General features: G+C 61.2%; 22 protein-coding genes and 1 tRNA gene. 11 read left to right on the forward strand and 12 right to left on the reverse strand.

The features are described 5' to 3' along the window. Nucleotides 1-7 precede the first annotated feature (7 nt). On the reverse strand, nt 8-862 hold the full coding sequence (locus J2J98_RS18145) for a LysR substrate-binding domain-containing protein (RefSeq protein ID WP_064712187.1): 855 nt from the start codon (nt 860-862) through the stop codon (nt 8-10). A gap of 93 nt (nt 863-955) precedes the next feature. Here J2J98_RS18145 and J2J98_RS18150 point away from each other — a divergent pair, with 93 nt between their 5' ends. Beyond that, nucleotides 956-1,960: a bile acid:sodium symporter family protein gene (locus J2J98_RS18150; protein ID WP_207601757.1), complete on the forward strand. Its 1,005-nt coding sequence runs from the start codon at nt 956-958 to the stop codon at nt 1,958-1,960. A gap of 72 nt (nt 1,961-2,032) precedes the next feature. Here J2J98_RS18150 and J2J98_RS18155 read toward each other — a convergent pair whose 3' ends face one another. Then, nucleotides 2,033-2,503 carry an Hsp20 family protein gene (locus tag J2J98_RS18155; protein WP_064708725.1) on the reverse strand — a complete coding sequence of 157 codons (471 nt, stop codon included), beginning with the start codon at nt 2,501-2,503 and terminating at the stop codon, nt 2,033-2,035. Nucleotides 2,504-3,003: 500 nt separating this feature from the next. Here J2J98_RS18155 and J2J98_RS18160 point away from each other — a divergent pair, with 500 nt between their 5' ends. Continuing rightward, nucleotides 3,004-3,975, forward strand: a complete 972-nt coding sequence (locus J2J98_RS18160) for an alpha/beta fold hydrolase (protein ID WP_207601758.1) — start codon at nt 3,004-3,006, stop codon at nt 3,973-3,975. A gap of 15 nt (nt 3,976-3,990) precedes the next feature. On the opposite strand, the gene hisN is transcribed toward J2J98_RS18160, so the two are convergent. After that, nucleotides 3,991-4,764: a histidinol-phosphatase gene (hisN, locus tag J2J98_RS18165; protein ID WP_064708723.1), complete on the reverse strand. Its 774-nt coding sequence runs from the start codon at nt 4,762-4,764 to the stop codon at nt 3,991-3,993. A 267-nt stretch (nt 4,765-5,031) separates the two neighbouring features. Further along, the gene (locus tag J2J98_RS18170) at nt 5,032-5,913 is read right to left on the reverse strand and encodes an N-formylglutamate amidohydrolase (RefSeq protein ID WP_207601759.1); all 882 of its coding nucleotides are present in this window, start codon (nt 5,911-5,913) and stop codon (nt 5,032-5,034) included. Between the two features lie 188 nt (nt 5,914-6,101). Between J2J98_RS18170 and cpdR1 the strand changes: the two genes are divergently transcribed. The 4 genes from cpdR1 to J2J98_RS18190 all read left to right on the forward strand — a co-directional run bounded on the left by cpdR1 (nt 6,102) and on the right by J2J98_RS18190 (nt 9,307). Then, on the forward strand, nt 6,102-6,464 hold the full coding sequence (gene cpdR1, locus J2J98_RS18175; RefSeq protein ID WP_003542883.1) for a response regulator CpdR1: 363 nt from the start codon (nt 6,102-6,104) through the stop codon (nt 6,462-6,464). Nucleotides 6,465-6,548: 84 nt separating this feature from the next. Further along, a tRNA-Val gene (locus J2J98_RS18180) sits at nt 6,549-6,623 on the forward strand. A 712-nt stretch (nt 6,624-7,335) separates the two neighbouring features. Next, nucleotides 7,336-8,379: a porin gene (locus J2J98_RS18185; protein WP_207601760.1), complete on the forward strand. Its 1,044-nt coding sequence runs from the start codon at nt 7,336-7,338 to the stop codon at nt 8,377-8,379. 433 nt (nt 8,380-8,812) lie between these two features. Then, nucleotides 8,813-9,307, forward strand: coding sequence for a hypothetical protein (locus J2J98_RS18190; protein ID WP_207601761.1), 495 nt, complete (start codon nt 8,813-8,815; stop codon nt 9,305-9,307). A 6-nt stretch (nt 9,308-9,313) separates the two neighbouring features. Here J2J98_RS18190 and J2J98_RS18195 read toward each other — a convergent pair whose 3' ends face one another. Next, nucleotides 9,314-10,033, reverse strand: coding sequence for a hypothetical protein (locus J2J98_RS18195; protein ID WP_207601762.1), 720 nt, complete (start codon nt 10,031-10,033; stop codon nt 9,314-9,316). A gap of 220 nt (nt 10,034-10,253) precedes the next feature. Here J2J98_RS18195 and J2J98_RS18200 point away from each other — a divergent pair, with 220 nt between their 5' ends. After that, entirely contained in the window at nt 10,254-10,766 is a 513-nt protein-coding gene (locus tag J2J98_RS18200) for an MgtC/SapB family protein (protein WP_064708717.1), read from the forward strand. Between the two features lie 52 nt (nt 10,767-10,818). Here the strand turns inward: J2J98_RS18200 and J2J98_RS18205 are convergent, their stop codons facing one another. Both J2J98_RS18205 and J2J98_RS18210 read right to left on the reverse strand, forming a co-directional pair. After that, nucleotides 10,819-10,998, reverse strand: coding sequence for a hypothetical protein (locus J2J98_RS18205; RefSeq protein ID WP_207603163.1), 180 nt, complete (start codon nt 10,996-10,998; stop codon nt 10,819-10,821). A 44-nt stretch (nt 10,999-11,042) separates the two neighbouring features. Further along, complete coding sequence (locus J2J98_RS18210; RefSeq protein WP_171049242.1) at nt 11,043-11,261, reverse strand: hypothetical protein; 219 nt, start codon at nt 11,259-11,261, stop codon at nt 11,043-11,045. Between the two features lie 346 nt (nt 11,262-11,607). Here J2J98_RS18210 and J2J98_RS18215 point away from each other — a divergent pair, with 346 nt between their 5' ends. Then, a complete protein-coding gene (locus J2J98_RS18215; protein WP_207601763.1) occupies nt 11,608-12,699 on the forward strand; it encodes a DUF475 domain-containing protein in 1,092 nt (363 codons plus the stop codon). Nucleotides 12,700-12,819: 120 nt separating this feature from the next. Here J2J98_RS18215 and J2J98_RS18220 read toward each other — a convergent pair whose 3' ends face one another. From J2J98_RS18220 to J2J98_RS18240, 5 genes are all read right to left on the reverse strand, one after another. Beyond that, nucleotides 12,820-12,990, reverse strand: a complete 171-nt coding sequence (locus J2J98_RS18220; protein ID WP_092751668.1) for a hypothetical protein — start codon at nt 12,988-12,990, stop codon at nt 12,820-12,822. Nucleotides 12,991-13,146: 156 nt separating this feature from the next. Beyond that, on the reverse strand, nt 13,147-14,664 hold the full coding sequence (locus J2J98_RS18225) for a tripartite tricarboxylate transporter permease (RefSeq protein WP_064708715.1): 1,518 nt from the start codon (nt 14,662-14,664) through the stop codon (nt 13,147-13,149). 82 nt (nt 14,665-14,746) lie between these two features. After that, on the reverse strand, nt 14,747-15,238 hold the full coding sequence (locus J2J98_RS18230) for a tripartite tricarboxylate transporter TctB family protein (RefSeq protein ID WP_064708714.1): 492 nt from the start codon (nt 15,236-15,238) through the stop codon (nt 14,747-14,749). Then, a complete protein-coding gene (locus J2J98_RS18235) occupies nt 15,235-16,179 on the reverse strand; it encodes a Bug family tripartite tricarboxylate transporter substrate binding protein (protein WP_064708713.1) in 945 nt (314 codons plus the stop codon). Before J2J98_RS18235 ends, J2J98_RS18230 begins: the two co-directional genes overlap by 4 nt. A 291-nt stretch (nt 16,180-16,470) precedes the next feature. Continuing rightward, nucleotides 16,471-17,517: an ABC transporter substrate-binding protein gene (locus J2J98_RS18240; RefSeq protein WP_207601764.1), complete on the reverse strand. Its 1,047-nt coding sequence runs from the start codon at nt 17,515-17,517 to the stop codon at nt 16,471-16,473. A 347-nt stretch (nt 17,518-17,864) separates the two neighbouring features. Here J2J98_RS18240 and J2J98_RS18245 point away from each other — a divergent pair, with 347 nt between their 5' ends. The 3 genes from J2J98_RS18245 (at nt 17,865) to J2J98_RS18255 (ending at nt 21,881) form a co-directional block, all read left to right on the forward strand. Next, entirely contained in the window at nt 17,865-19,733 is a 1,869-nt protein-coding gene (locus tag J2J98_RS18245) for a TPR end-of-group domain-containing protein (protein WP_064708711.1), read from the forward strand. A gap of 91 nt (nt 19,734-19,824) precedes the next feature. Beyond that, nucleotides 19,825-20,502: a response regulator gene (locus J2J98_RS18250; RefSeq protein ID WP_064708710.1), complete on the forward strand. Its 678-nt coding sequence runs from the start codon at nt 19,825-19,827 to the stop codon at nt 20,500-20,502. Continuing rightward, a complete protein-coding gene (locus J2J98_RS18255) occupies nt 20,499-21,881 on the forward strand; it encodes a sensor histidine kinase (protein WP_207601765.1) in 1,383 nt (460 codons plus the stop codon). Before J2J98_RS18250 ends, J2J98_RS18255 begins: the two co-directional genes overlap by 4 nt. Nucleotides 21,882-21,978: the final 97 nt, after the last annotated feature.

Raw genomic sequence — 21,978 nt, forward strand, 5'->3', positions numbered from 1 at the left:
GGATGACTCAGGCCGTCCTCAGCCCCCTCACCTTTTGCAGAATATCGTCGGAAAGCGCCGACACCAGCGCCTGATCCGCACCCTTGCGCGGCACCAATACGAATTCCACATCCTCGAGCACCGGCAATTTTCCCGAAGCGATCTCTTTCAGTCCTGATGGAGCCATGCTGCGCGGCTGCACCAGCACGCCCATTCCCGCCCGCGCTGCTGCCGTCAGCCCGCTCAGACTGCCGCAAGTGCAGACGATCCGCCACGGCACACGGTTTCGCCCGAGCGCTTCCAGAGCGATCACCCGCGTGACGCTTGGCGGCGGAAAGGCAATCAGTGGCAGCGGGCCGGAGGCGAGCACTCGATCAGGATCGCGGGCCAGCCAGACGAGCGGCTCGCGATAGACGAGTTTTCCGCGCGCATCCCCCAGCCGGCGCTTGGCGAGTACCAGATCGATTTCGCCATTGTCCTGCATCTCATAAAGCACGCCTGAAAGCGCCACCGTCAGCTCCAGGTCGACGGACGGATGCGAACGAACGAAATCCTCCAGCACCGCCGGCAGCTGACTGGTGACGAAATCCTCCGACACGCCGAGCCGCAGGCTGCCGCGCAAGCTGTTACTCTTGAAGAGCGCCTGCACCTGCCCCTCGATCGAGAGCATGGCGCGCGCATGCGAAAGCAGCGCCTCGCCGTCGCCGGTCAGCAGGACCTTGTGCGTATCGCGCGCGAGCAGCTTGCGTCCGAGGGCCGCCTCCAGGCGCTGAATGTGCTGGCTGACAGTCGATTGCCCGAGGCCCAGCCTATCCGCGGCAAGCGTGAAGCTGCCCATCTGTTCGACGGCGACGAAGCTGCGCAACTGCGAGAGATCCAGCATAGGTAATCCAATATCTCGATAACTGTTATTCCTTGCATCCTGCATCATAATGGGCGACAGAACAATGACGAATATTGTTGTCGCGAGACCGCCATGCGCCGCCATCTGCCCGATACGTTCACGATCCTGCTGGTCTGCACCGTCGTTCTCGCCTCATTGATTCCGGCGAGCGGGAGTTTTGCGGATTATTTCGGCATCGCCACCGATCTTGCCATCGCCTTGCTGTTTTTCCTGCACGGCGCTCGCCTATCGCGTGATGTCGTCATATCAGGCCTGCTGCACTGGCGGCTGCATCTCGCTATCCTGCTGACGACATTCGGCATCTTCCCGCTGCTCGGCCTCGGGCTCGGCTTCATCCCCGACACCGTTCTGCCGAAGCCGCTTTACCTCGGCATCCTCTTCCTTTGCGTGCTGCCGTCGACGGTACAGTCGTCGATCGCCTTTACCTCGATGGCGGGCGGCAACGTGCCCGCCGCAATCTGCGCTGCCTCGGCCTCCAACATTTTCGGCATGTTCCTGACGCCGCTGCTGGTCGGCCTGCTCTTCTCCGTCGGCGGCCATGGCGGCTTCTCCTTCGACGCGCTTCAGCAGATCCTGCTGCAGCTGCTTGCACCCTTTATCGTCGGCCAAATCCTGCAGCCCTGGATCGGCAATTGGATTCGCGCAAAGAAGAAGGTCCTGATGCCGGTTGACCGCGGCTCGATTCTGATGGTGGTCTATCTCGCTTTCAGCACGGCCGTCATCGAGGGACTGTGGCATAGCTTCTCGATCGCCGACATCGCCGTTGTCATCGTCGCCGATATCGTGCTTCTGGCACTCGTCCTTGCTTTGACCATGTTCGGCAGCCGCTGGCTGGGCTTCGACAAGGCCGACGAGATCACCATCACCTTCTGCGGCTCGAAGAAGAGCCTGGCGAGCGGCGTGCCGATGGCAAACGTCATCTTCGCCGGCCAGTCGATCGGTGCAATCGTGCTTCCCCTGATGCTGTTCCACCAGATTCAGCTGATGGTCTGCGCCGTTATCGCCCAGAAATATGCCGCAGCAGCAGCCCGGCGCGCGACGGAACAGCAGATAAAGGACGCCGCCAGTCCGGCCTGAACGGCAATGAAACGAACGGCAAAAAACGGCGCCCCGATCGGGGCGCCGTCTATTGTCCCCGAGGGGCAGCTGTTAACCGTTAATGACCTGCGCCTCGATCGCTTTCGGAGCCTCGACCGGCTCAGCGGCAATCGCGATTTTGCGGGGCTTCATAGCCTCGGGAATGTTGCGCAGAAGGTCGATGTGCAGCAGGCCATTCTTCAGCGACGCGGCGGTCACCTCGACATGATCGGCGAGCTGGAAGCGGCGCTCGAAGGCGCGCTTGGCAATGCCACGATAGAGAAATTCGCCACCTTCAGCGGTTTCCTCGTTCTTTTCACCCTTCACGGACAGCACATGGGCGTGGGCTTCGATGGAAAGCTCGGTCTCGTCGAAACCGGCGACCGCCATGGTGATGCGATAGGTGTTTTCACCGGTGCGCTCGATATTATAGGGCGGATAGGTTTGCGCCTGCTCCGGCTGTGCAAGGCTGTCGAGCATGGTGAAGAGCCGGTCGAAACCGACCGTCGAGCGATAAAGGGGAGAGAAGTCAACGTGACGCATGATGTCCTCCTAGGGAAGCGACGTGTTGCGGTAAAATGCCCTGAAACCCCATCTCGGCAGTCTCGGGACGGTTGCGCGGGCCCTCTTTGGCACCCGCAGAATGGAGATGGTGATGGGATTCGTGGAGTTCAAGACCATTTCGAAATCACCTCAAACGGCCGTGAACCGCGCATGAACGGCCGGTTCGGAACGCGTTCAGGCATATCGGCCTAAACATGATGGTGTCGGGTGACACTGGCCCCGATGGCTGAAGTGCATCGTCCCTTCTTCTTCAGTCTAGACTTGGGCCGGCCGTGAGCGCCCTCACGCTCCCGCCGGCCCTTTTTCCCCCGCTTTCCAAGGCCGGCGCCATGCGCTATCCCTAACGCATCGTGCCTTCTGAAAGCGGAATCGGTTTCGGAAAGCACGATGCGTAGATTCAAATATTAGAGCGTCCTTTGTGCGTCCGAACGCACGGCGCTTTATTAGCGAAGCATTCAGCAGCGGCGCATTGGCAAGCCATGGAACAGGTTCTCTATTCGACGCCGGACAATCCTGCCCCGGAAAACCGTACCGAAGGGTTCTTCGAAACCCACGACGGCCACCGGCTGCGTTATGCCGTTTTCCGCTCCGGCGCGCCTGTCGCCAAGGGCACGGTCGTCATCATCCATGGCCGCAACGAATATATAGAAAAATATTTTGAGACCGTCCGTGACCTGACCGCCAAGGGCCTCTGGGTCGCGACCTTCGACCTACGCGGCCAGGGCGGTTCATCGCGGCTCCTGCGGCGCAATCACGGCCATATCCGCCGCTTTTCCGATTACGAGCGCGATCTCGACACCTTCCTTAAGAAGATAGTGCTGCCGGATACTCGCCTGCCTTTCTACCTGCTCGGCCATTCCACAGGCGGACTGATCGCGCTGTCGGCCGCCCCCTATCTCACCACCCGCATCGATCGCATGGTGCTGTCGGCCCCCTTCATCGGGCTGACCGGCCAGTCGGCCTCGCCCCGCGTTATTCGCACCCTTGCCGGCACGCTGACCGCCGCCGGCCTCGGCTTCATACCGCTGACCGCGAGGCTCAGGGAGCCGGACTTCCGCGACAATCCTTTGACTTCGGACGAAACCCGCTTCGAGCGCAATGTTGCGATGATGAACGCCCATCCGGAATTGACGCTCGGGCCGCCGACGGCTCGCTGGCTGACCGAAGCCTTCCGGACGATCGACCGTGTTACCTCACCCAACCATCTCTTCTCGATCACCATACCGACCATCGTCATCGCCCCGACGCGTGACGGTGTCGTGCCCTACACGGCACAGGAGCGGCTCTCGCGTTATTTCCGCGCCGGCCAGCTCGTGCCGATCAACGGCGCTCGCCATGAGATCTTCCAGGAACGGGATATCTACCGCGCCGCGGCGCTGGCGGCCTTCCACGCCTTCATTCCCGGCAGCGATGCCGAGGAAAACCATGATGTCGCCGCCCTCGGCACGTGAGCCGGATCAGCCGAGTCAGCGCTGCAGGATGGCGATTGCCTGCTCATAGACCGCGCGGCTGCCGGCAGCGATGATCGAGCCGCCATTTTCCGGCCGTCCGCCGTCCCAGGTGGTGATGATGCCGCCCGCCCCCTCGATGACGGGAATGATGCCGCCGACGTCATAAGGCTTCAGCCCGTTCTCGATGACGAGGTCGATATGGCCGGCGGCAAGCAGCGCATAGGCGTAGCAGTCGCACCCATAGCGGAAGAGCCGCACCTGGCCCTCGATCTCCCGGTATTTCTCCATCTCGCCGCCGGCGAAGAGATGTGGCGAGGTCGTGAACAGGACGGCGCTCGAAAGCGCCTCGCACTGGCGCGTCACCAGCCGCCGCTCGCCCTCCGGTCCGGTATAGATCGAGCCGTTCTCGTCGGCAAAATAGCGTTCGCCGGTAAACGGCTGCTCGATCATGCCCATGATCGCCCGGCCTTGCCTCTGCAGGCCGATCAGCGTTCCCCAGACCGGCACGCCCGATATGAAGGCGCGCGTGCCGTCGATAGGATCGATCACCCACACAAAGTCCCGGTCGAGCCCGACGTCGCCGTGCTCCTCGCCGAGAATGCCGTGCTCGGGAAAATTCTCCTCGATAAGCGCCCGGATGGCGAACTCGGCGGCCCGGTCACCTTCCGTCACCGGATCGAACCCGGACGAAAGTTTGTTCGTGACGTCGAGGCCGGAGCGGAAGCGGGGCAGCGTCTCGGCGCGGGCGACCTCCGCCAGACGATTGAAGAATGAACGGTCAGGAAGCATGGTGGCACCGTTTGGCTGGCGGGAATGGCTTTTCATAGCGAAAACTGGCGGGAATGCAAACGGAGCGGGCAACTTCATGAAAACTGCCCAAAGATATCGCAGCGCAATATATTGCTTGACATTTGTGCAACGCAATAGTAGCGTCGTCATTACAGTCTTCTGACTGTAAATACCCTCCTTGGGTGTTTCCTCCCTAGACTTAGCCGCGCTGACAAGCGCGGTTTTTTTTGGCCGGGGAGACCGTCCGAGTTCTGAGGATTGAAGCCTTTACTCGGCGGCCAGCGCCCGCTCGCCGGCGAATTTCTCGACATATTCGGCCATCTGCCGCATGAAATCCGTGACGGCCCCGGCCACCGCGGCGAAATCGTCGCGCTTCTCCAGCGTCACCTCGTCGACATAAATCGCCCGGTTCACTTCGATCTGCAGCGCATGCAGCCCGCGCGAGGGCCGGCCGTAATGTTCGGTGATGAAGCCGCCGGCATAAGGCTTGTTGCGGATCGCCGCGAAGCCCATTTCCTCAAGGATGGCGATGGCGGCGCGTGAAAGTTCGGCCGAAGCGCTGGTGCCGTAGCGATCACCGATGATGAAATCAGGCCGCCCCGTACAGCCTGCGACGCGCACATTGCCGGGCATCGAGTGGCAGTCGATCAGAACGCCGAAGCCGAATTGCACATGGGTGCGGGCAATCAGCCGGCGCAGCGCCGCATGATAGGGCTTGTAGACCGCTTCGACGCGATCGAGGCCCTCCTGCACCGGCAGCCGCCGCGCATAGATCTCCATGTTCTCGGCAACGATGCGCGGAATGGTTCCGAGCCCGCCGGCGACCCTCAGCGAATTGACGTTGGCATAGGGCGGCAGCAGCCCGTCGAACATCCTGGGATCGAGCTCGTAGGGCTCACGATTGACGTCGAGATAGGCCCGCGGAAAATTGGCGGCGAGCAGTGGCGCGCCGAGTTCGACGGCAGAGCCGAACAGCTCGTCGACGTAATGATCCTCGGAACGGCGGATGGCAATGCCTTCCAGCCTCGACTGGGCGATGAATTCCGGTGGATAAACGCGGCCGCTATGGGGGGAGTTGTAGACGAAGGGGATGGTCTGCGACACGGGCTCATGGACCTCGAAAAGCTCGTATTCGCGGATTTCCGGCACTTTCGGCCCTCTTTACCATGTCATGAACTGGCTGCTTCGTCCATGTTGCCAGTTGCCCGCCCTCAAGTCCATACTATGTAGGAGGGATGACGATCACGCACAGGCAATTCACCGGTTGTTTACCGGGCAAAGACTAGTGTAAACGGCTGGCAGCCCACCAAAAACCTATTGATCAGCGGTCTGGATTGATGACTCAGAAGATACTTCTCGCCGAAGACGACAACGACATGCGCCGCTTCCTGGTGAAAGCGCTGGAAAAGGCCGGTTACAAGGTCCTTTCTTATGACAATGGCGCCAGCGCCTATGACCGGCTGCGCGAGGAGCCGTTTTCCCTGCTGCTGACCGATATCGTCATGCCCGAGATGGATGGCATCGAGCTGGCGCGCCGGGCCACCGAACTCGACCCCGATCTGAAGGTGATGTTCATCACCGGTTTTGCCGCCGTGGCGCTGAACCCCGATTCGAAAGCACCGAAGGATGCCAAGGTCCTTTCCAAGCCTTTCCACCTCCGCGACCTCGTCGACGAGGTCAATAAAATGCTTGCCGCATAAGGCTTGCCGGGCAGCGCGTCACAAAACTGAAAAAAGCCTATTGACGGCTCCGAAGGTTTTGTGATCTATGCGCCGCCATCGGATGGGCGTGTAGCTCAGCGGGAGAGCACTACGTTGACATCGTAGGGGTCACAGGTTCAATCCCTGTCACGCCCACCATCCGATCTCCCTGACATCATTGACAGATCTCCGACTCGAGGATTTTCATTCATCGAGACTGCGTGGCCTGAATCCAGCCTTTATCCTAAAGGGGCTTGCGTGATTTGCTCCGACCAGATCGGGCGGGATATCGATCGGCTGTGGGATGACCATCCACGCAGGTAGCAGGGGCAGATGAAAGGACGCGGACACGTAAGGCGATATCCATAATCGATCGCCTCGCCCTGGGCTGGGTTTGGCCTCTTCGGTTTCGTTTACCTGCACAGTTTTGCGCCCGAGGTTGAGGGTGTGGCAATCATCGCGATCGGTGCACCGATCGATCGGCATGTCCAGGCGGTCTTTTTACTGACCTTGCTTCGACTCGTGCACATTTGTGGCGCGCTCGCATATAAGAACGCGCTCATTCGAGCATCAATTGCATGCGATTGCTAAGTGCTCAGCCCCTCGTTGCCCACCTAGCCCGAAGCTGCGGTTTTGTGACGAACAGATGACGGGTTTGTGACAAAAGGCGTGTTATTTCAGCAACATAGCCGATGCAGACTGCTGTCATGATCGACAATGACGTTGCGGTGCAACATCGCTTATGTAACTTCCGCGGCGAGGCAGGCACCGAGCAAAGAAGGTGCCGCCTCGATCACACGGGGTGAAGATCCGTAGGGACTGCCGATGGCAACGCTCTTCATCCTTCTGCATCTGAACTGGAGGTTATTCCATGAACATCAAGAGCCTTCTTCTCGGCTCCGCTGCTGCTCTCGCAGCAGTATCCGGCGCTCAGGCTGCTGACGCTATCGTTGCTGCCGAACCGGAACCGGTTGAATATGTTCGCGTCTGCGACGCTTACGGCACCGGCTACTTCTACATCCCGGGCACTGAAACCTGCCTGAAGATCAACGGCTACATCCGTTTCCAGGTTGACGTTGCTCCGAACGCCAGCTCGATCGGCGCTGGTGGCGGCGGTTCTGTCGCCAACGACTCGGACTGGGACGCCCGTACTCGCGGCCAGGTTCAGTTCACCGCCAAGAGCGACACCGAATATGGTCCGCTGACCGGCGTCATCGTCATGCAGTTCAATGCTGACAACGCTTCGGCCCAGAAGGCTATCCTCGACTCCGCTTACCTCGACATCGCGGGCTTCCGTGCTGGTCTGTTCTACAGCTGGTGGGACGACGGCCTCTCCGGCGAAACCGACGACATCGGTTCTCCCGTAACGCTGCACAACTCGATCCGCTATCAGTACGAAACCGACGCCTTCTACGCTGGCATCAGCGTCGACGAGCTGGAAGACGGCCCGTTCTACAATGGCGAAACCCCCAACAACGTCGGCGTTGCAATCGGTCTCGGCGGCAAGGCGGGCATCTTCAGCTATCAGATCACCGCTGGTTACGACACCGACAACGAAGAAGGCGCTGTCCGTGCAATGGGTACGGTTGCTGTCGGTCCGGGCACCCTTGGCCTCGCAGTTGTCTACGCATCCAACCCGAACGCCTACTACAACAAGGCTGAATGGGCGATCGCTGCCGAATACGCCATCAAGGCGACTGACAAGCTGAAGATCACTCCGGCTGTTCAGTACTACGACAACTACGGCGTCACCGCTGGCGAGTTCAACGACGACGTCAGCGCCTGGAAGGCCGGCGTAACGATCGACTACCAGATCGTTGACAACCTCTCGACGAAGGTTTCGGTTCAATACCTCGATCCGGACAATGCTGAAGACGTAACCTCGGGCTTCTTCCGCCTGCAGCGCGCGTTCTAATAGAGGCTGCCGGCTGGACCGGCAGCTGTAAATTCCTGATCTGACTGACCTCCGATCGGGAAAGAATGGGCCTGGACTTCCCTGCCTAGGCCCATTCCCCTTGAGCAGACGTGCATCCTGTCGGACGCACAAAGGACGCTCCAACACCATGAATCTACGCATCGCACTTCCCAGATCGATTCCGATTTTCGGACCGATGCGCTGACACTTCACGTCGCTACGTCGCAGATGTTCGCAGGCTTAGGCCGTGCTGGATCTATTGCCGGCAAGTCCAACCGATATTCCGCTCATCTGCCGCCGATCGGTGTGTCAGCCTGGCGAAATCTTTGCGCCGCAGCAACAGCGGAACCAAATTCGGACACAGAGCCATGCCATGGCGAATCGCAGGTGAGGCGGTGATTCGCCTCGCCAGGACATGGGATTTGAGATCGAAATGAAGTTATCCGCGCTTGTTGCCGCCGGCTTTGTTGCCGCGGTCTTCGCATTGTCAGCCTCTGCCGCGCCGGCCTCCCCGCCTGAGACATTTCCCGGCGCCCCTGGCGTCATCACGCTTTCCGGCAAATGCGCCAAACTGGTCGTCGCAAAGTTCGACGCGACCAAGGGCTGCAAAAACGAGCTTGCCAGCGTCACGCTGGCCAACGGTTCGGTAACCTTCATCTTCACTTCAGATGGAAAGGCGCTCGGCTTCCAAGGCGATGGCAGCGGCATCAAGCCAGCCTCCAACGGCAATGCCCGCCTGCCGTTGAGCCTCGTCACAACGGGCGTCGGCAACAGGATGACCGGCCAGGTCAAGGTCGCCGGCTTCTGTACCTTCGGCAATCCCTATGGCGGCAAGCCGATCGCGATCGAATGCACCGCGGAAAGCAAGGACTCCTCCTTCACCGGCAGCTTCCGCACCGGCGGCAAGCTAGTGAAAAAGGGAAAATAGCTCCCGTCAGGCGGCGCACCATGCGCCGCCGGCCGTCCCCGGCTTGCGGGCTAGCCCTTCCTTGATCAGCTGCGCGCCGAAAGAGCGCCCGTCGCGCGAGACGATCCGCGGGGCGCCTGAGGGATCGGTCTTTCCAGCCGCATTCATGGTGAAGGGGCCGGCGTTCAGAAGCGCCAGCAGACGCAATTTGGCGGCAAAGGCTATCCTGCGTTCGTCGTCACAGCGGGCCTGGTGGGCCACCGGGCTTGCCATGTCGGCAATGACAATCTTTTCGCCTTTGTACCAGAAGACGCCGCCGTCGCCGACGCAGTTGATGTGAGCACCCTGACCACAATAGCCGAAGGCGGCCGTCCCGGTTTCCGAGGTCGCGGGAGAAGAAGCCGCCGGCGTGGCCTTTACCGGCTGAGCAGTCGGCGTGGGAATGGCCACCGGTGGCGACAGCTGCGCAGGCGGCGCCACTTTTGGCGCCGGCGCGGCAAGCGCCACCTGTTTCGGCGGCGAATCCTTTCTGACCGCGGGCTTCGTCTCCGCGATCTCCCGGATTGTCGCAGCCGGCTCTTTGGCGAGCATCGGCTTGATATTCTTCCAATTGTCATGGGCGGCGATGCCCGCGAATGCGGCAATACCGATCACCATCCAAGGCAGCAGTCCGCCACCGCCGCTTCGCGCCCTGCTCTTTCCTCTCGTCGGCGCCTTGCGGCGGCCGCGTGTCGCTGTCTTGGCCATCGTCCGAATCCCTTGAGGCCGGGATTATCGCCGCCTAATCCTTTCCGAAAGGTTGGCGCGGCGAAAGGATGATCATTCCTCCACCGCTCCTTCCCTCGAGCGGCCAGGTCCGATCGCAGGGCCCAGCGCAGAGGTCAAAACGCATAGCGGGCAAACGCCGAACAAATCCCAGGCTCAGACGTTAGCCAGCGAAGAATCCGACGTCCCTGAAGGAGAGCCCATGGATCTTATTATCGCCGATATGATACCGGCATCGCGTATCCACTATCCCGTCATCTTTGCCCGCCTGCTGGGCGCCGTTGTCTTCGGTGGCCTTATCGGCTTCGAACGAGAGGCGCGCGATCGCCCCGCAGGCTTCCGTACTCACATACTGATCAGCCTTGCCGCTGCCCTCTTCGCCATCATTTCGATCGAGGCCGTTCATATGCCGGGTTTCGTCGATGTCCAGCAGGTCCGCATCGATCCGCTGCGCGTCATCGAAGCGGTGACCGCAGGTGTCGCCTTCCTGGCCGCCGGCATGATCGTCTTTGCCAGAGGTCGCATTCACGGGCTCACAACAGGCGCAGGCATGTGGCTCTCCGGCGCAATCGGGCTCGCCATGGGCTTCGGTTATTGGCCGGTTGCCTTCTTCACGACGGTTGCCGCAATTTGCGTCCTCTTCGCCTTCGGCAAGCTGGAGCAGTGGCTCGGCTATAATTCCGGGCAACGTGTCGATGGGGATGAGCGTCGATAAGCAAAACGCCCGGCATCATGCCGGGCGCTCATGCTGAATAATTGTGTGCTGTCTATTCGGGGCGTGCGGCCGAAGCATCACCTTTCCCGACCGATGCCGGGTGAATCATGGATGCAGTGGGCTGTTTCTGATGCCTGCCGATATTGATGCGTTCGTCGGCCGCCTCACGGATTGCCTTCCATTCGTTTTCGTGCCGGATGAAGATATCGCGGGGCACAAAGTTCACGGTCATATTCTTCTCATCCTCAATTATTGTCGAAGTGCAAAAGGACAGCTTCATTTCTTGCTTTTGATGTCGGGACCGCCCTTAGACAGGTCGGCACCGGTGACATGGGCCGGCACATGAATGTCATGGATGACGCCGGGCGTTAGAGTCAGGTCGACATGATGCGGCGGCAGCACCTGCGCCTTCTGCATACGGTTCGGTCTCGCCCGCTTCATGCGGTCGGACGCTTCCGTGCGTTTGTCAGGGATATGGGTCGAAGTGTGCATCATCGGCCTCCTTTAAGCTCAACCAAGCTCTAACGGGCAGGGTGCCGGATGGTTCCCGAAAATTTGCCGATTTCCCTGTCGTGATTGGCCTTGACTGGTTTGGGAAGTTGATTACCTAGAGCCTATCCCGCAGCCTTCCAGACATCGGCTACGGGGGAACATTGGTGCCGGGCCCCTCTGGCGAGAGTTTTTACGGCGCTCTCGTGATGTCGGTACCGCCTGCAGCTCAGCCGGCGGATTTTTCATCGATGAAAAAGCTCACCATGCCTTATCCGCATGCCCATTGTGGTGTGCCGCGTTTTTCCCTCTTCACCCTCTCCAGGAATGTTTGTTGCCGCGGGGTGCGGCCATGAACCAGACCGGGACCGATAAATCCTCGCTCAGCTATTTCCGCTGGGCTTTCATCGTCACTGCCCTCGGCCTCGTTCTCGGCGCCGTGCTCGGATGGCAGACGACGGGCACGATCGGCGGCATGGCAACCGTCTTCTTCATCTGTGCCGTGCTTGCGGTGCTGGAGATTTCGCTCTCCTTCGACAATGCCATCGTCAATGCGAACAAGCTGAAGGAGATGACGCCGCTCTGGCAGAAACGATTCCTCACCTGGGGCATCATCATTGCCGTCTTCGGCATGCGCATTGTCTTTCCGCTGGCGATCGTCGCGATCGCGGCACGGATCGGCCCCTGGGACGCCCTGGTGCTCGCTGCCCGCCAGCCCGAGGAATATGCCCGCATCATGAACGATGCGCATCTGCCGATCGCGGCTTTTGGCGGCACCTTCCTGATGATGGTCGGCCTCAGCTACTTCTTCGACTATGAAAAGAAAATCCACTGGCTTCGCGGACTGGAAAAGGTGATGGCGCGCTCGGCTACCATCAGGGGCATCGAGATCGCCTTCGTGCTGGCGCTGATGCTTGTGTTCTCCTGGCTGATCGGCGGCGAGGAAGCCAGCGTCTTCGTCCATTGCGCCATCTACGGGCTGCTCACCTTCCTCGCGGTCGAGGTTGTCGGCGAGCTGCTCGATGCCTCGCAACAGACGATGAGCGCTGCCGCCAAGGGTGGCCTTGGCGCCTTCATCTATCTGGAGGTGCTGGACGCCAGCTTCTCCTTCGACGGCGTCATCGGCGCCTTCGCCTTAACGCAGAACCTTTTCGTCATCGCGATCGGCCTCGGCATCGGCGCCATGTATGTGCGCTCGATGACGATCATGCTGGTGGAGAAGGGAACGCTCGCCGAATATCGCTACCTCGAACACGGCGCCTTCTACGCCATCCTGATCCTCTCGGTGATCATGTATGCGCAGACCCTGGTGCACATTCCCGAGGTGATTACCGGCCTCGGCGGCGCGATCTTGATCGGCCTGTCGCTCTGGTCGTCCATTCGCCACAACCGGCGCGCACAGGTGGAAGATCACGCCGGCCGGCGGGAAGAACTGCACGCCTGACCTGGCATGACGATTTGAGGATCGCAACGCGTCTCGGCGTTGCGGCTGTCATTTGGACAAAAATAAAGCCCGCGACCATCCGGTTGCGGGCTATTTCATTCATGCATGCCTTTGAAAGGCTTACCGGATGACCTGACCGAAGGAGGCCGGGTCGATACCAAGTTCCTTGAGATCGCGGGCGCGCGGACGGCGGCCAGCTTCGACAGCGGCGCTCACGGCATTTGCGGCGCTCAGCGTAGCAAATGCACGGCCCAGGAAGCCGGCGCGGACTGAATTACGAATTGCGGACATTGTCCTTACCTCTTCCTCTACGATAGACCATCTATAGATGGCAGTACGCGGACCGATCCACAATGCACGTAAAATCACCTCAGCTATGCAAAAAGAAGAGGCCGGCGCATGTTTCCATGGCCGGCCTCGAGGCAGGGGTAAGGTTGTCTTTTTCTTCTAGTCTTCGTTTGCCGCCAACTGCGACAGCACCTGGCCCCTGCCGCGAATGCGCAGGATCAGCGGGATGAGGAAGGCGGCGGCCGCAACGATGAGAAGTCCTGCCGCGATCGGCGACATCACAAGCGTCGCGACGTCGCCCTGGCTGATCGCTAGCGCACGGCGCAGTTGCTGTTCAGCAAGGGGCCCGAGGATCAGGCCGACGACAGTGGGCGCAATCGGATAACCGAAGAGGCGCATTACGTAGCCGAGCAGGCCGAAGGCGAGCAGCATGCCGAGCTCGAAGACCGACGGATTGGCGCCGATCGTTCCGAGCGTTGCAAACAGCAGGATGCCCGCATAGAGCCACGGCCTTGGAATGGTCAGCAGCCGCACCCAAAGGCCGATCATCGGCAGGTTCAAGACCAGCAGCATCGCGTTGGCGATGAGCAGGCTCGCGATCAGGCCCCAGACAAGCTGCGGATTGGTGGCAAACAGCAACGGTCCGGGCTGCAGCCCGTATTGCTGGAAGCCGGCAAGCATGATCGCCGCCGTTGCCGTCGTCGGCAGGCCGAGCGTCAGCAGCGGCACCAGCGTGCCGGCCGCAGATGCGTTGTTCGCCGCCTCAGGGCCGGCCACGCCTTCGATGGCGCCGTGGCCGAACTCCTCGGGGTTCTTTGCCAGCCGCTTTTCGGTAGCGTAGGACAGGAAGGTGCCGATTTCGGCACCACCCGCCGGCATGGCGCCGATCGGAAAGCCAATCGCCGCGCCGCGCAGCCAGGCTTTCCAGGAGCGCGCCCAGTCCTGCGCGTTCATCCAGAGCGAGCCCTTGACGGCCTCGACCTTGTCCTCAAGCCGGTTGCCCTGTGCGGCAATATAGAGCGTCTCGCCGATCGCGAACATTGCCACCGCGAGCGTCGTCACCTCGATACCATCAAGCAGGTCTGGTATGCCGAAGGAAAGCCGCGCCTGCCCTGTCTGCTGATCGATGCCGACCATGGCGAGCGCAAAACCGATGAACAGCGAGGTCAGGCCCCGAAGGGCTGAATCGCCGAAGGCTGAGGAGACGGTGACAAAGGCGAGCACCATCAGCGCGAAATATTCACGCGGCCCGAAGACCAGCGCCAGCTTGACGATATAGGGCGCGATGAAGGCGAGCCCGAGCGTGGCGAGCAGGCCGGCCACGAAAGATCCGATTGCCGCCGTCGCCAGCGCCGGTCCGCCGCGCCCGGCGCGCGCCATCTTGTTGCCCTCGAGCGCCGTGACGATCGACGCACTTTCTCCCGGCGTGTTCAGCAGGATCGAGGTGGTCGAACCGCCATACATGCCGCCGTAATAGATGCCCGCGAACATGATCAGCGAACCGCCGGGGTCGAGCTTGTAGGTTGCGGGCAACAGCAGCGCCACGGTGAGTGCAGGTCCGATGCCGGGCAGCACGCCGACGGCGGTGCCGAGCGTCACGCCGACCAGCGCATAAACCAGGTTCATCGGCTGCATCGCAACCAAGATCCCCTGCCATAGGAATTCGAATGTGCTCATCTTGATATCCCAAGCGCGTTCCGGCCGTGCGTGACGCTATCCGGCGCTGCGCAATAGTCAAAAGTGCTGACGGCGCGCGCCGTCAGAAGAACAGGCGTTCGAGCGGACCGGCCGGCAGCGTCAGCTGCAGCAGCTGCGAGAAGATCGCCCAGACGACAAAGCTGAAGGCTATGCCAAACGGCAGCGAGATCCAGAGCTTGCGTTTGCCGAAGCCGCGTGCCGTGAGCGCAAACAGCAGGCCGGTCGCGATCGAGAAACCGGCGAGGCGCAGAAGCAGCATCTGTCCGACGAGACCCGCGATAATCCAGATGACGGGCGCCACTTCCTGCCGATCGCGTTCCGGAAACTCGCCACGCCAGGCTTCGGCGACGGTCCAGATCCCAAGACAGAAGAGGCCGAAGGCCACCACCTGGGGCATCGTGGCCGGGCCGATGCGGTCGTACTGCGCGATCGTCTTCAGATGGAGTGCATCCCAGGCCATCACGCCGGCGACGGCGAAGAGGAAAACGGCAATGGTGAACGCCGCCCAATCAGGGCGGCGCGTGGTTGCCGAGGAGGTGTTATCCCCGCTCATTGAACAAGTCCGATCTCTTTGAGAATGCCTTCAGTGGCGGCGACATCCTTTTCGAGCTGCGCCTTGAAGGCGTCGCCGGACAGATAGGTGTCGGCCCAGCCCTTGGTCTTCAGGATTTCCTGCCAGGCGGCGGAGCTGTGCAGTTTCTCGAAATCGGAAGTGATGGCCGCGACCTGCTCCGCCGACAGGCCGGGAGCAGCGGCAACCATACGCCAGTTCTGGATGCTGACATCGGTGCCTGCTTCCTTCAGCGTCGGGGCATCAACGCCATCAATGCGCTTGTCGCTCGATACGGCAAGAAGACGCAGCGTGCCCGCTTTCACCTGCGACGCAAACTCGCTGTAGCTCGACACGCCGGCCGTGACCTGGCCGCCGAGAATAGCGGCAAGCGCCTCGCCGCCGCCGGAAAAGGCGACATAGTTGATCTTGGTCGGGTCGACGCCGGACGCCTTGGCAATCAGGCCGACGGTGATGTGGTCGGTGCCGCCGGCCGAACCGCCGCCCCAGGAAACCGCTCCCGGATCCTTCTTCAGCGCGGCGACCAGATCGGCCATCGTCTTGATATCGGACGAGGCGGGAACGACGACGGCCTCATATTCGCCGGTCAGCCGGGCGATCGGCGTGACGTCCTTAAGCGTTACCGGCGACTTGTTGGTGAGGATGGCGCCGACCATGACATAGCCGCCGACGATCAGCGAGTTCGGATTGCCGGCCGCCTGGCTGCTGAACTGGGCAAGGCCGATAGTGCCGCCGGCGCCCGGAACGTTCTGGACCTGCACGTTGCCGGAGATCTTCTCCTGCTGCAGCGCAGTCTGCAGCGAACGGGCCGTCTGGTCCCAACCGCCGCCGGGAGCGGCCGGCGCGATGATGGTGTAGTCGGCCGCATAGGCCGGCAGCGCGATGGCGGCTGCAAGAATGGTTGCGATGAACGTATGCTTCACGATGTGTCCTCCGTGGGCGGCTGAGCGAACCGCCTGTTATTCTCGAGTGAATCGGGAGGGGTGGCCGGCCAGTGGACGCAGTTGTCCTGAATGACGAGCGGAATGCCTCCCAAGGCTTCAATTCTCCGCCTCCACGGAGAAGAAGTAGCCAAAGCCACCACAACAACCTGTCATCTAGCTGACATCGGCGAGATATCCAGAAGGGAAGGACACTTTTTTGCCGTAATTGGGCCGACAGCCCGCCGAGATGTAACAGTCATTGAGGTCATGAACGGCCGAAAGCTGGCCTTCTCACTGAGCCCGCAGAACCTCGTTCCAGTGCGCAATCAGCCGCGCACGCTTTACCTGGTCGAGATAGACCATCAGTCCGGGACTGACCGGCACCGGCCGAAGTTGGGCGCCGAGCAGCTCCTGCAGCGTATTGGCGGTATTCTCCCCCGCCACCTCCGGGCTGACGGCCGGAATCTGCAGCTCGCGCGCCATGATCGTCTGGCCCTCCTTCGACATGAAAAAGGCAAGGTAGCGGCGCCCGAGTTCCGGCTCGGCTGCAGCCTGCGGCACCAGGCCGATGCGCGACATCACCACCGTATAGTCCTTCGGCAGCACGATGCCGACGTCGGGGTGCCGCGAAGCCCAGTCAGCGGCGTAGGAACCGAGAATATTATAGCCGAGCACGAAACGCCCGTCGGCAACGCGTTCGAGAATCGCTGAGCTCGTCGAGTATAGCTTGACGCCGGCCGCGCCCATCGCTCCGATAACCGACCAGATGTCGCCGAACTGCTCCTGGTCGCGCGCCATGAAGAGAAAGCCGACACCGGAGCGCTCGATATCGTAAGTGCTGATCCGGCCGTAGACTGCGTTGCCCTTGCGTTTCAGATAACCGACGAATTCCGCCCGCGAACTCGGCACCGGCTCATGCGCAAAGCTTGGCTTGTGATAGACAAAGACAGCCGGCTCGAAGGTGAGCGCGTAGGCGGTATTGCGCCAGTTCGCCCATTTCGGCCAGGCGGCGCTCATCGGCAGATTGCTGACTTGCGCATAGCCGTCATTGGAAAGCTTCACCTGCAGGTCCATCGCCGATGAAAAGGCAAAATCGGCCGTTTTGCCACCAGCATCCGTTTCCCTGACGATCCGGTCGTAGATCTCCCCAGTCAGCATATCCTCATATCTGACCGCGACATCAGGATTGGCTTCCTGGAAACCGCCTATCATCGGCTGTGCCAAGGGTTCGTCGAGCGAAGAATAGACCGTCAGCACCGGTGCGGCTGTGTTCCCCGACTTCGCCGGATAGAAGGTCTGATCGGCCAGGACGCCACCCGGCCAGAACGCCAGCAGCAAGATGAAAATTCTCCTCATACCGCAACAATGCCCGAGCATGGGGGGAGGAGCAAGGGCGCAGGATATGAACAGCGGCCGCGCGCGGAATTGTCCGGCGAATAACAAGTATTGGTTTGGAGCAACAACAGCGTAGCTGCGGGCCTGGCGACGACTTTAATCATAAATGATTATGGCTTTCACATCATCCTTCGCTCGTTTAGAGTATTGATGAAGTTTGGCGACGATATAGGGTGCGCTGCCGCGTCAAAACGTCGAATCCCGCCCGAATTTTCTTGTTCGGGGGACGACTCTGCGCGACAAAAACTCTATAAAAAACTAGATCACTCTGGAGATCCATGGGAGGGGTCATGGAACGACGACTGAGCGCTATTCTCGCTGCGGATGTCGTCGGCTACAGCCGACTGATGGGCATTGATGAGTCGGGCACCTTGCAGGCGCTGAACCGCCATCGCTGCGAGCTGGTCGACGTTCGTATTTCGGAATACAAGGGCCGAATCGTCAAACTCACCGGCGATGGCATCCTTGCCGAATTCCAGAGCGTGGTGAATGCCGTCGCCTGCGCCGCAGAAATACAGCGCAGCATGTCGGCCCGCAACGAGAACGTGCCGAAGGATGAGCGCGTTGAATTCCGCATTGGCATCAATCTCGGCGATGTCGTCGTCGAAAATGGCGACATATTCGGCGACGGCGTCAATCTTGCAGCAAGGCTTGAGCGCATCGCAGCACCGGGCGGCATCGCCGTGTCGGCCTCGGTGCGCGACCAGGTCGGCTCGCGCCTCAATCTCGGCTTCGAATTCATCGGCGAGCACACGCTGAAGAATATCAGGCAGCCCGTTCAGGTCTACACCGTCACCTTGGCGCCGCCCTCCTCCGCCAAGCTGGTCGCTGAGAACCGCAACACCTGCTTCATCGCCGTACTGCCCTTCACAAACATGAGCGGCGATGCCGATCAGGATTATTTCTCCGACGGCATCACCGAAGACATCATCACCGATCTCTCGAAGATCTCGAGCCTGCATGTCGTGCCGCGCAACACCATCTTTACCTATAAGGGCATATCGGTGAAGTTGAAGCGGCTCGCCCAGGAACTCGGCGTGCGCTATGTGCTCGAAGGAAGTGTGCGCATCTTCGACAAGCGCGTGCGCATCTCCGGTCAGTTGATCGACACCGCCAATGGCGACCATCTTTGGGCCGAGCGTTACGACCGTGATCTCACCGACATCTTTGCCATTCAGGACGAGATCACCCAGGCGATCGTCAGTCAGCTGAAGGTGCGCCTGCTGCCGGAGGAAAAGAAGGCGATTGCCAGCGAACCGACCGCCAATGTCGAGGCCTACACCTACTATCTCAGAGGCCGTCAGCTCTCCCACACCTGGACGAAATCCTACCTGCATCTCGCGAGGCGCATGTTCTGCAAGGCTGTGGAGCTCGACCCCGATTATGCCCGCGCCTATGCCGGCATTGCCGATTGCGACGCGGCGATCCGTGACTGGGCGCCCGACGATGTGCCGCTGAGGCGCATCCTCGACATGAGCGCCCGCGCCCTTCAGCTTGATCCCGATCTTCCCGAGGCCCATGCCTCGCATGGCTTGGCCCTGCATCAGAGCGGCTACGACGATCGGGCGGCGGCCGCTTTCGAACGCGCCCTCACGCTCGACCCGAATCTGTTCGAGGCGAATTTCCATTATGCCCGGTTCTTCTTCATGCACGGAAACTTTGCCGAATCCGTCCAATATTTCACCCGTGCTGCCGAAATCCGCCATGACGACTACGTCTCGCCGATCCATCTGATGTCCGCCTACCGTTCGCTAGGCCGTCCGGTGGATACGGAAAACTGGGCGCGCCTCGGCCTGCTGCGCGCCGAACGCGCGCTCAATCTCAATCCGGAGAACTCCGGCCCGGCCCATCGCGGCGCGCTGGCGCTTGCCCATCTGGGCGATGCGACACGGGCGCGCGACTGGGCCGCCCGCGCGATCGCCATCGATCCCGACGACATTGTCGCCCAGTATAATCTTGCCTGCGTCTATTCCGTCCTCGGCGACGCCGACCGAGCGATCGACCTGCTGGAGAAGCTTCTGCCGCACAGCTCCGTCTATCACATCAAATGGTTCAACAATGATTCCGATCTCGACAACATCCGCGACGATCCCCGCTTCCGGAAACTGTTGGCCATCGCGATGACGGAACGTGAACGGATCGAGAGGACCGGGAGCTGAAATCTCTTCCCAGCTATTCACCGAATTTGAAAATCGCTATGACATCGCTGCGCCACCTCTGTAATCTCCTTAGAAAACAGAGGGAACATCCGTGCGCATTTTGCTCACAGAAGACAATATAGCGCTGGCCGACGGTCTGTCGGCGATCCTGCGCGGCACCGGCCATGCCGTCGACGTCGTCCATGACGGCGCATCCGCCAATGCGGTCATCGCGGCGGAGAATTTCGATCTCGTGATCCTCGACCTCAACCTGCCCGAAATGGACGGGCTGGATGTGCTGCGCGCTATGCGCGCCCGGCAGAACCAGGCGGCCGTCCTGATCCTGACGGCGCGCGGCACACCGGAAGAACGGGTGAAGGGTCTCGATCTCGGCGCCGACGATTATCTGATCAAACCGTTCGACATTGCCGAATTCGAGGCGCGCGTGCGCGTGCTGCTGCGCCGCCAGGCCGGGCTGCGTTCGGCGACCGTCGGCTTCGGCGGCATTTCTTTCGACCTCAATTCCCGCACCTTTTCATCAGGCGACACTCCTCTTGATATTCCCGCCCGCGAACTTGGCTTACTCGAAATCCTGTTCATGCGGGCCGGCAAGGTCGTGGCCAAGGAGGCGATCATCCAGTCGCTGACAGCCTTCGACGACGACATTTCCGCAAACGCAATCGAGCAATATGTCAGCCGGTTGAGAAAGCGCCTCTCGCCGTACGGCCTGACGGTCAAGACCGCCCGCGGCATCGGCTACTATCTCGACAAGCTGCCCGAGGTCTCATGAAAGCCGCCTACTCCCTCAGGCGCCGGCTGCTCTTCTGGCTGCTCATCTCTACCGCCGTCATCGGCACGATGGCGCTCGCCGATACTTATCGCGAGGCTGTCCAGACCTCGAATATCGTCTCCGACCGCGTGCTCGCCGGCTCTGCTCTCGCAATTGCCGAGCGCGTTGTCGTCGCCGAAGACGGCACATTGCAGGTCGATATTCCTTATGTCGCCCTCGAAATGTTGACCTCGGCGGCGCAGGACCGCGTCTTCTACCGCGTCGACGGCCCTCCGGGTCAATTCATCACCGGCTATCAATCCCTGCCGGTCCTCAACAAGACGCCCGGCGATGCGGCAGCCTTTGCCGACGACAGTTTTCGCGGCGAGCCGATCCGCATCGCCACCCTCGAGCGCTCGGCCTCGACGGGCATCCGCTCCGTGCCCTTCGTCGTGACCGTCGCCGAAACAACCATCGCCCGCCGGCAATTGACGCAGGCGATCCTCGTGCGCTCGGCGCTGCGTCTCGCCCTCATGATCTTGGGCGCGGCGGTCATCGTCTGGATATCGGTCACGGTGGCGCTCCGCCCGCTCTACAAGCTCGGCGACGCCATCGGTGAACGCAGTCCTGACGATCTGCATCCGATCGAACAAACCGTGCCGAGCGAGGTCGAGCCGCTGGTCGATACCGTGAACTCTTTCATGGTCCGCCTGCAGTCGGCCCTGGATGCGTTGCGCAATTTCACCGGCAATGCCAGCCATCAGCTGCGCACGCCGCTGGCGATCATCCGCACCCAGCTTGCCCTGTCGGCCCGCGCCGGCACACTTGATGAAGCCCAGGCGGCGGCGCTGAAGGGAGACCAGGCCGTGGCGCATGCCGAGCGCATCCTTGCCCAGCTTCTTCTGATGGCGAAGATCGACGCCGCCACGGCCAAGGAGGCGCTGACCGCCTCCGCCATCGACCTTGCGGCAATCGCCCAGGATATTACCGGCGAGCAGATCCCGGCAGCAGCCGTCGCCGGCATCGATCTCGGCTTCGAGGGCGAAAGCCCGGCTATGATCCGCGCCGAGCCGCTGCTGATCGGCGAGATGCTGCGCAACCTCGCCGGCAATGCCATAGCCTATGCCGGCAAGGGGGCGGAGGTCACCGTCCGCATCATCGCAGCCGCCGACACGGTTCGTCTCGAAGTCGAGGACAATGGTCCCGGCATTCCGCGCGAGAAGCTGGAGGCGGTCCGCCGGCGCTTTTCGCGCGGCAATGATTCCGGTGCGCCCGGCGCCGGCCTCGGCCTGCCGATCGTCGAAGAAATCGCCAATCTTTTCAACGCCGCCCTGACGCTGGAGCCGGGCGCAGGCGGCAAGGGTCTGAAGGCGGCGGTCACCTTCGCCAAGGCGGCGTAAAAGCCACCGGTTCCTCGGCCTTCCGCCCTTGCTTTCTTTCGCTGCATTGCACACACTGGCTTCGGGAACAGCAAGCCGCACGACGATGCGCGCCGGA

The organism is Rhizobium bangladeshense, from assembly GCF_017357245.1.
Lineage (GTDB): Bacteria > Pseudomonadota > Alphaproteobacteria > Rhizobiales > Rhizobiaceae > Rhizobium > Rhizobium bangladeshense.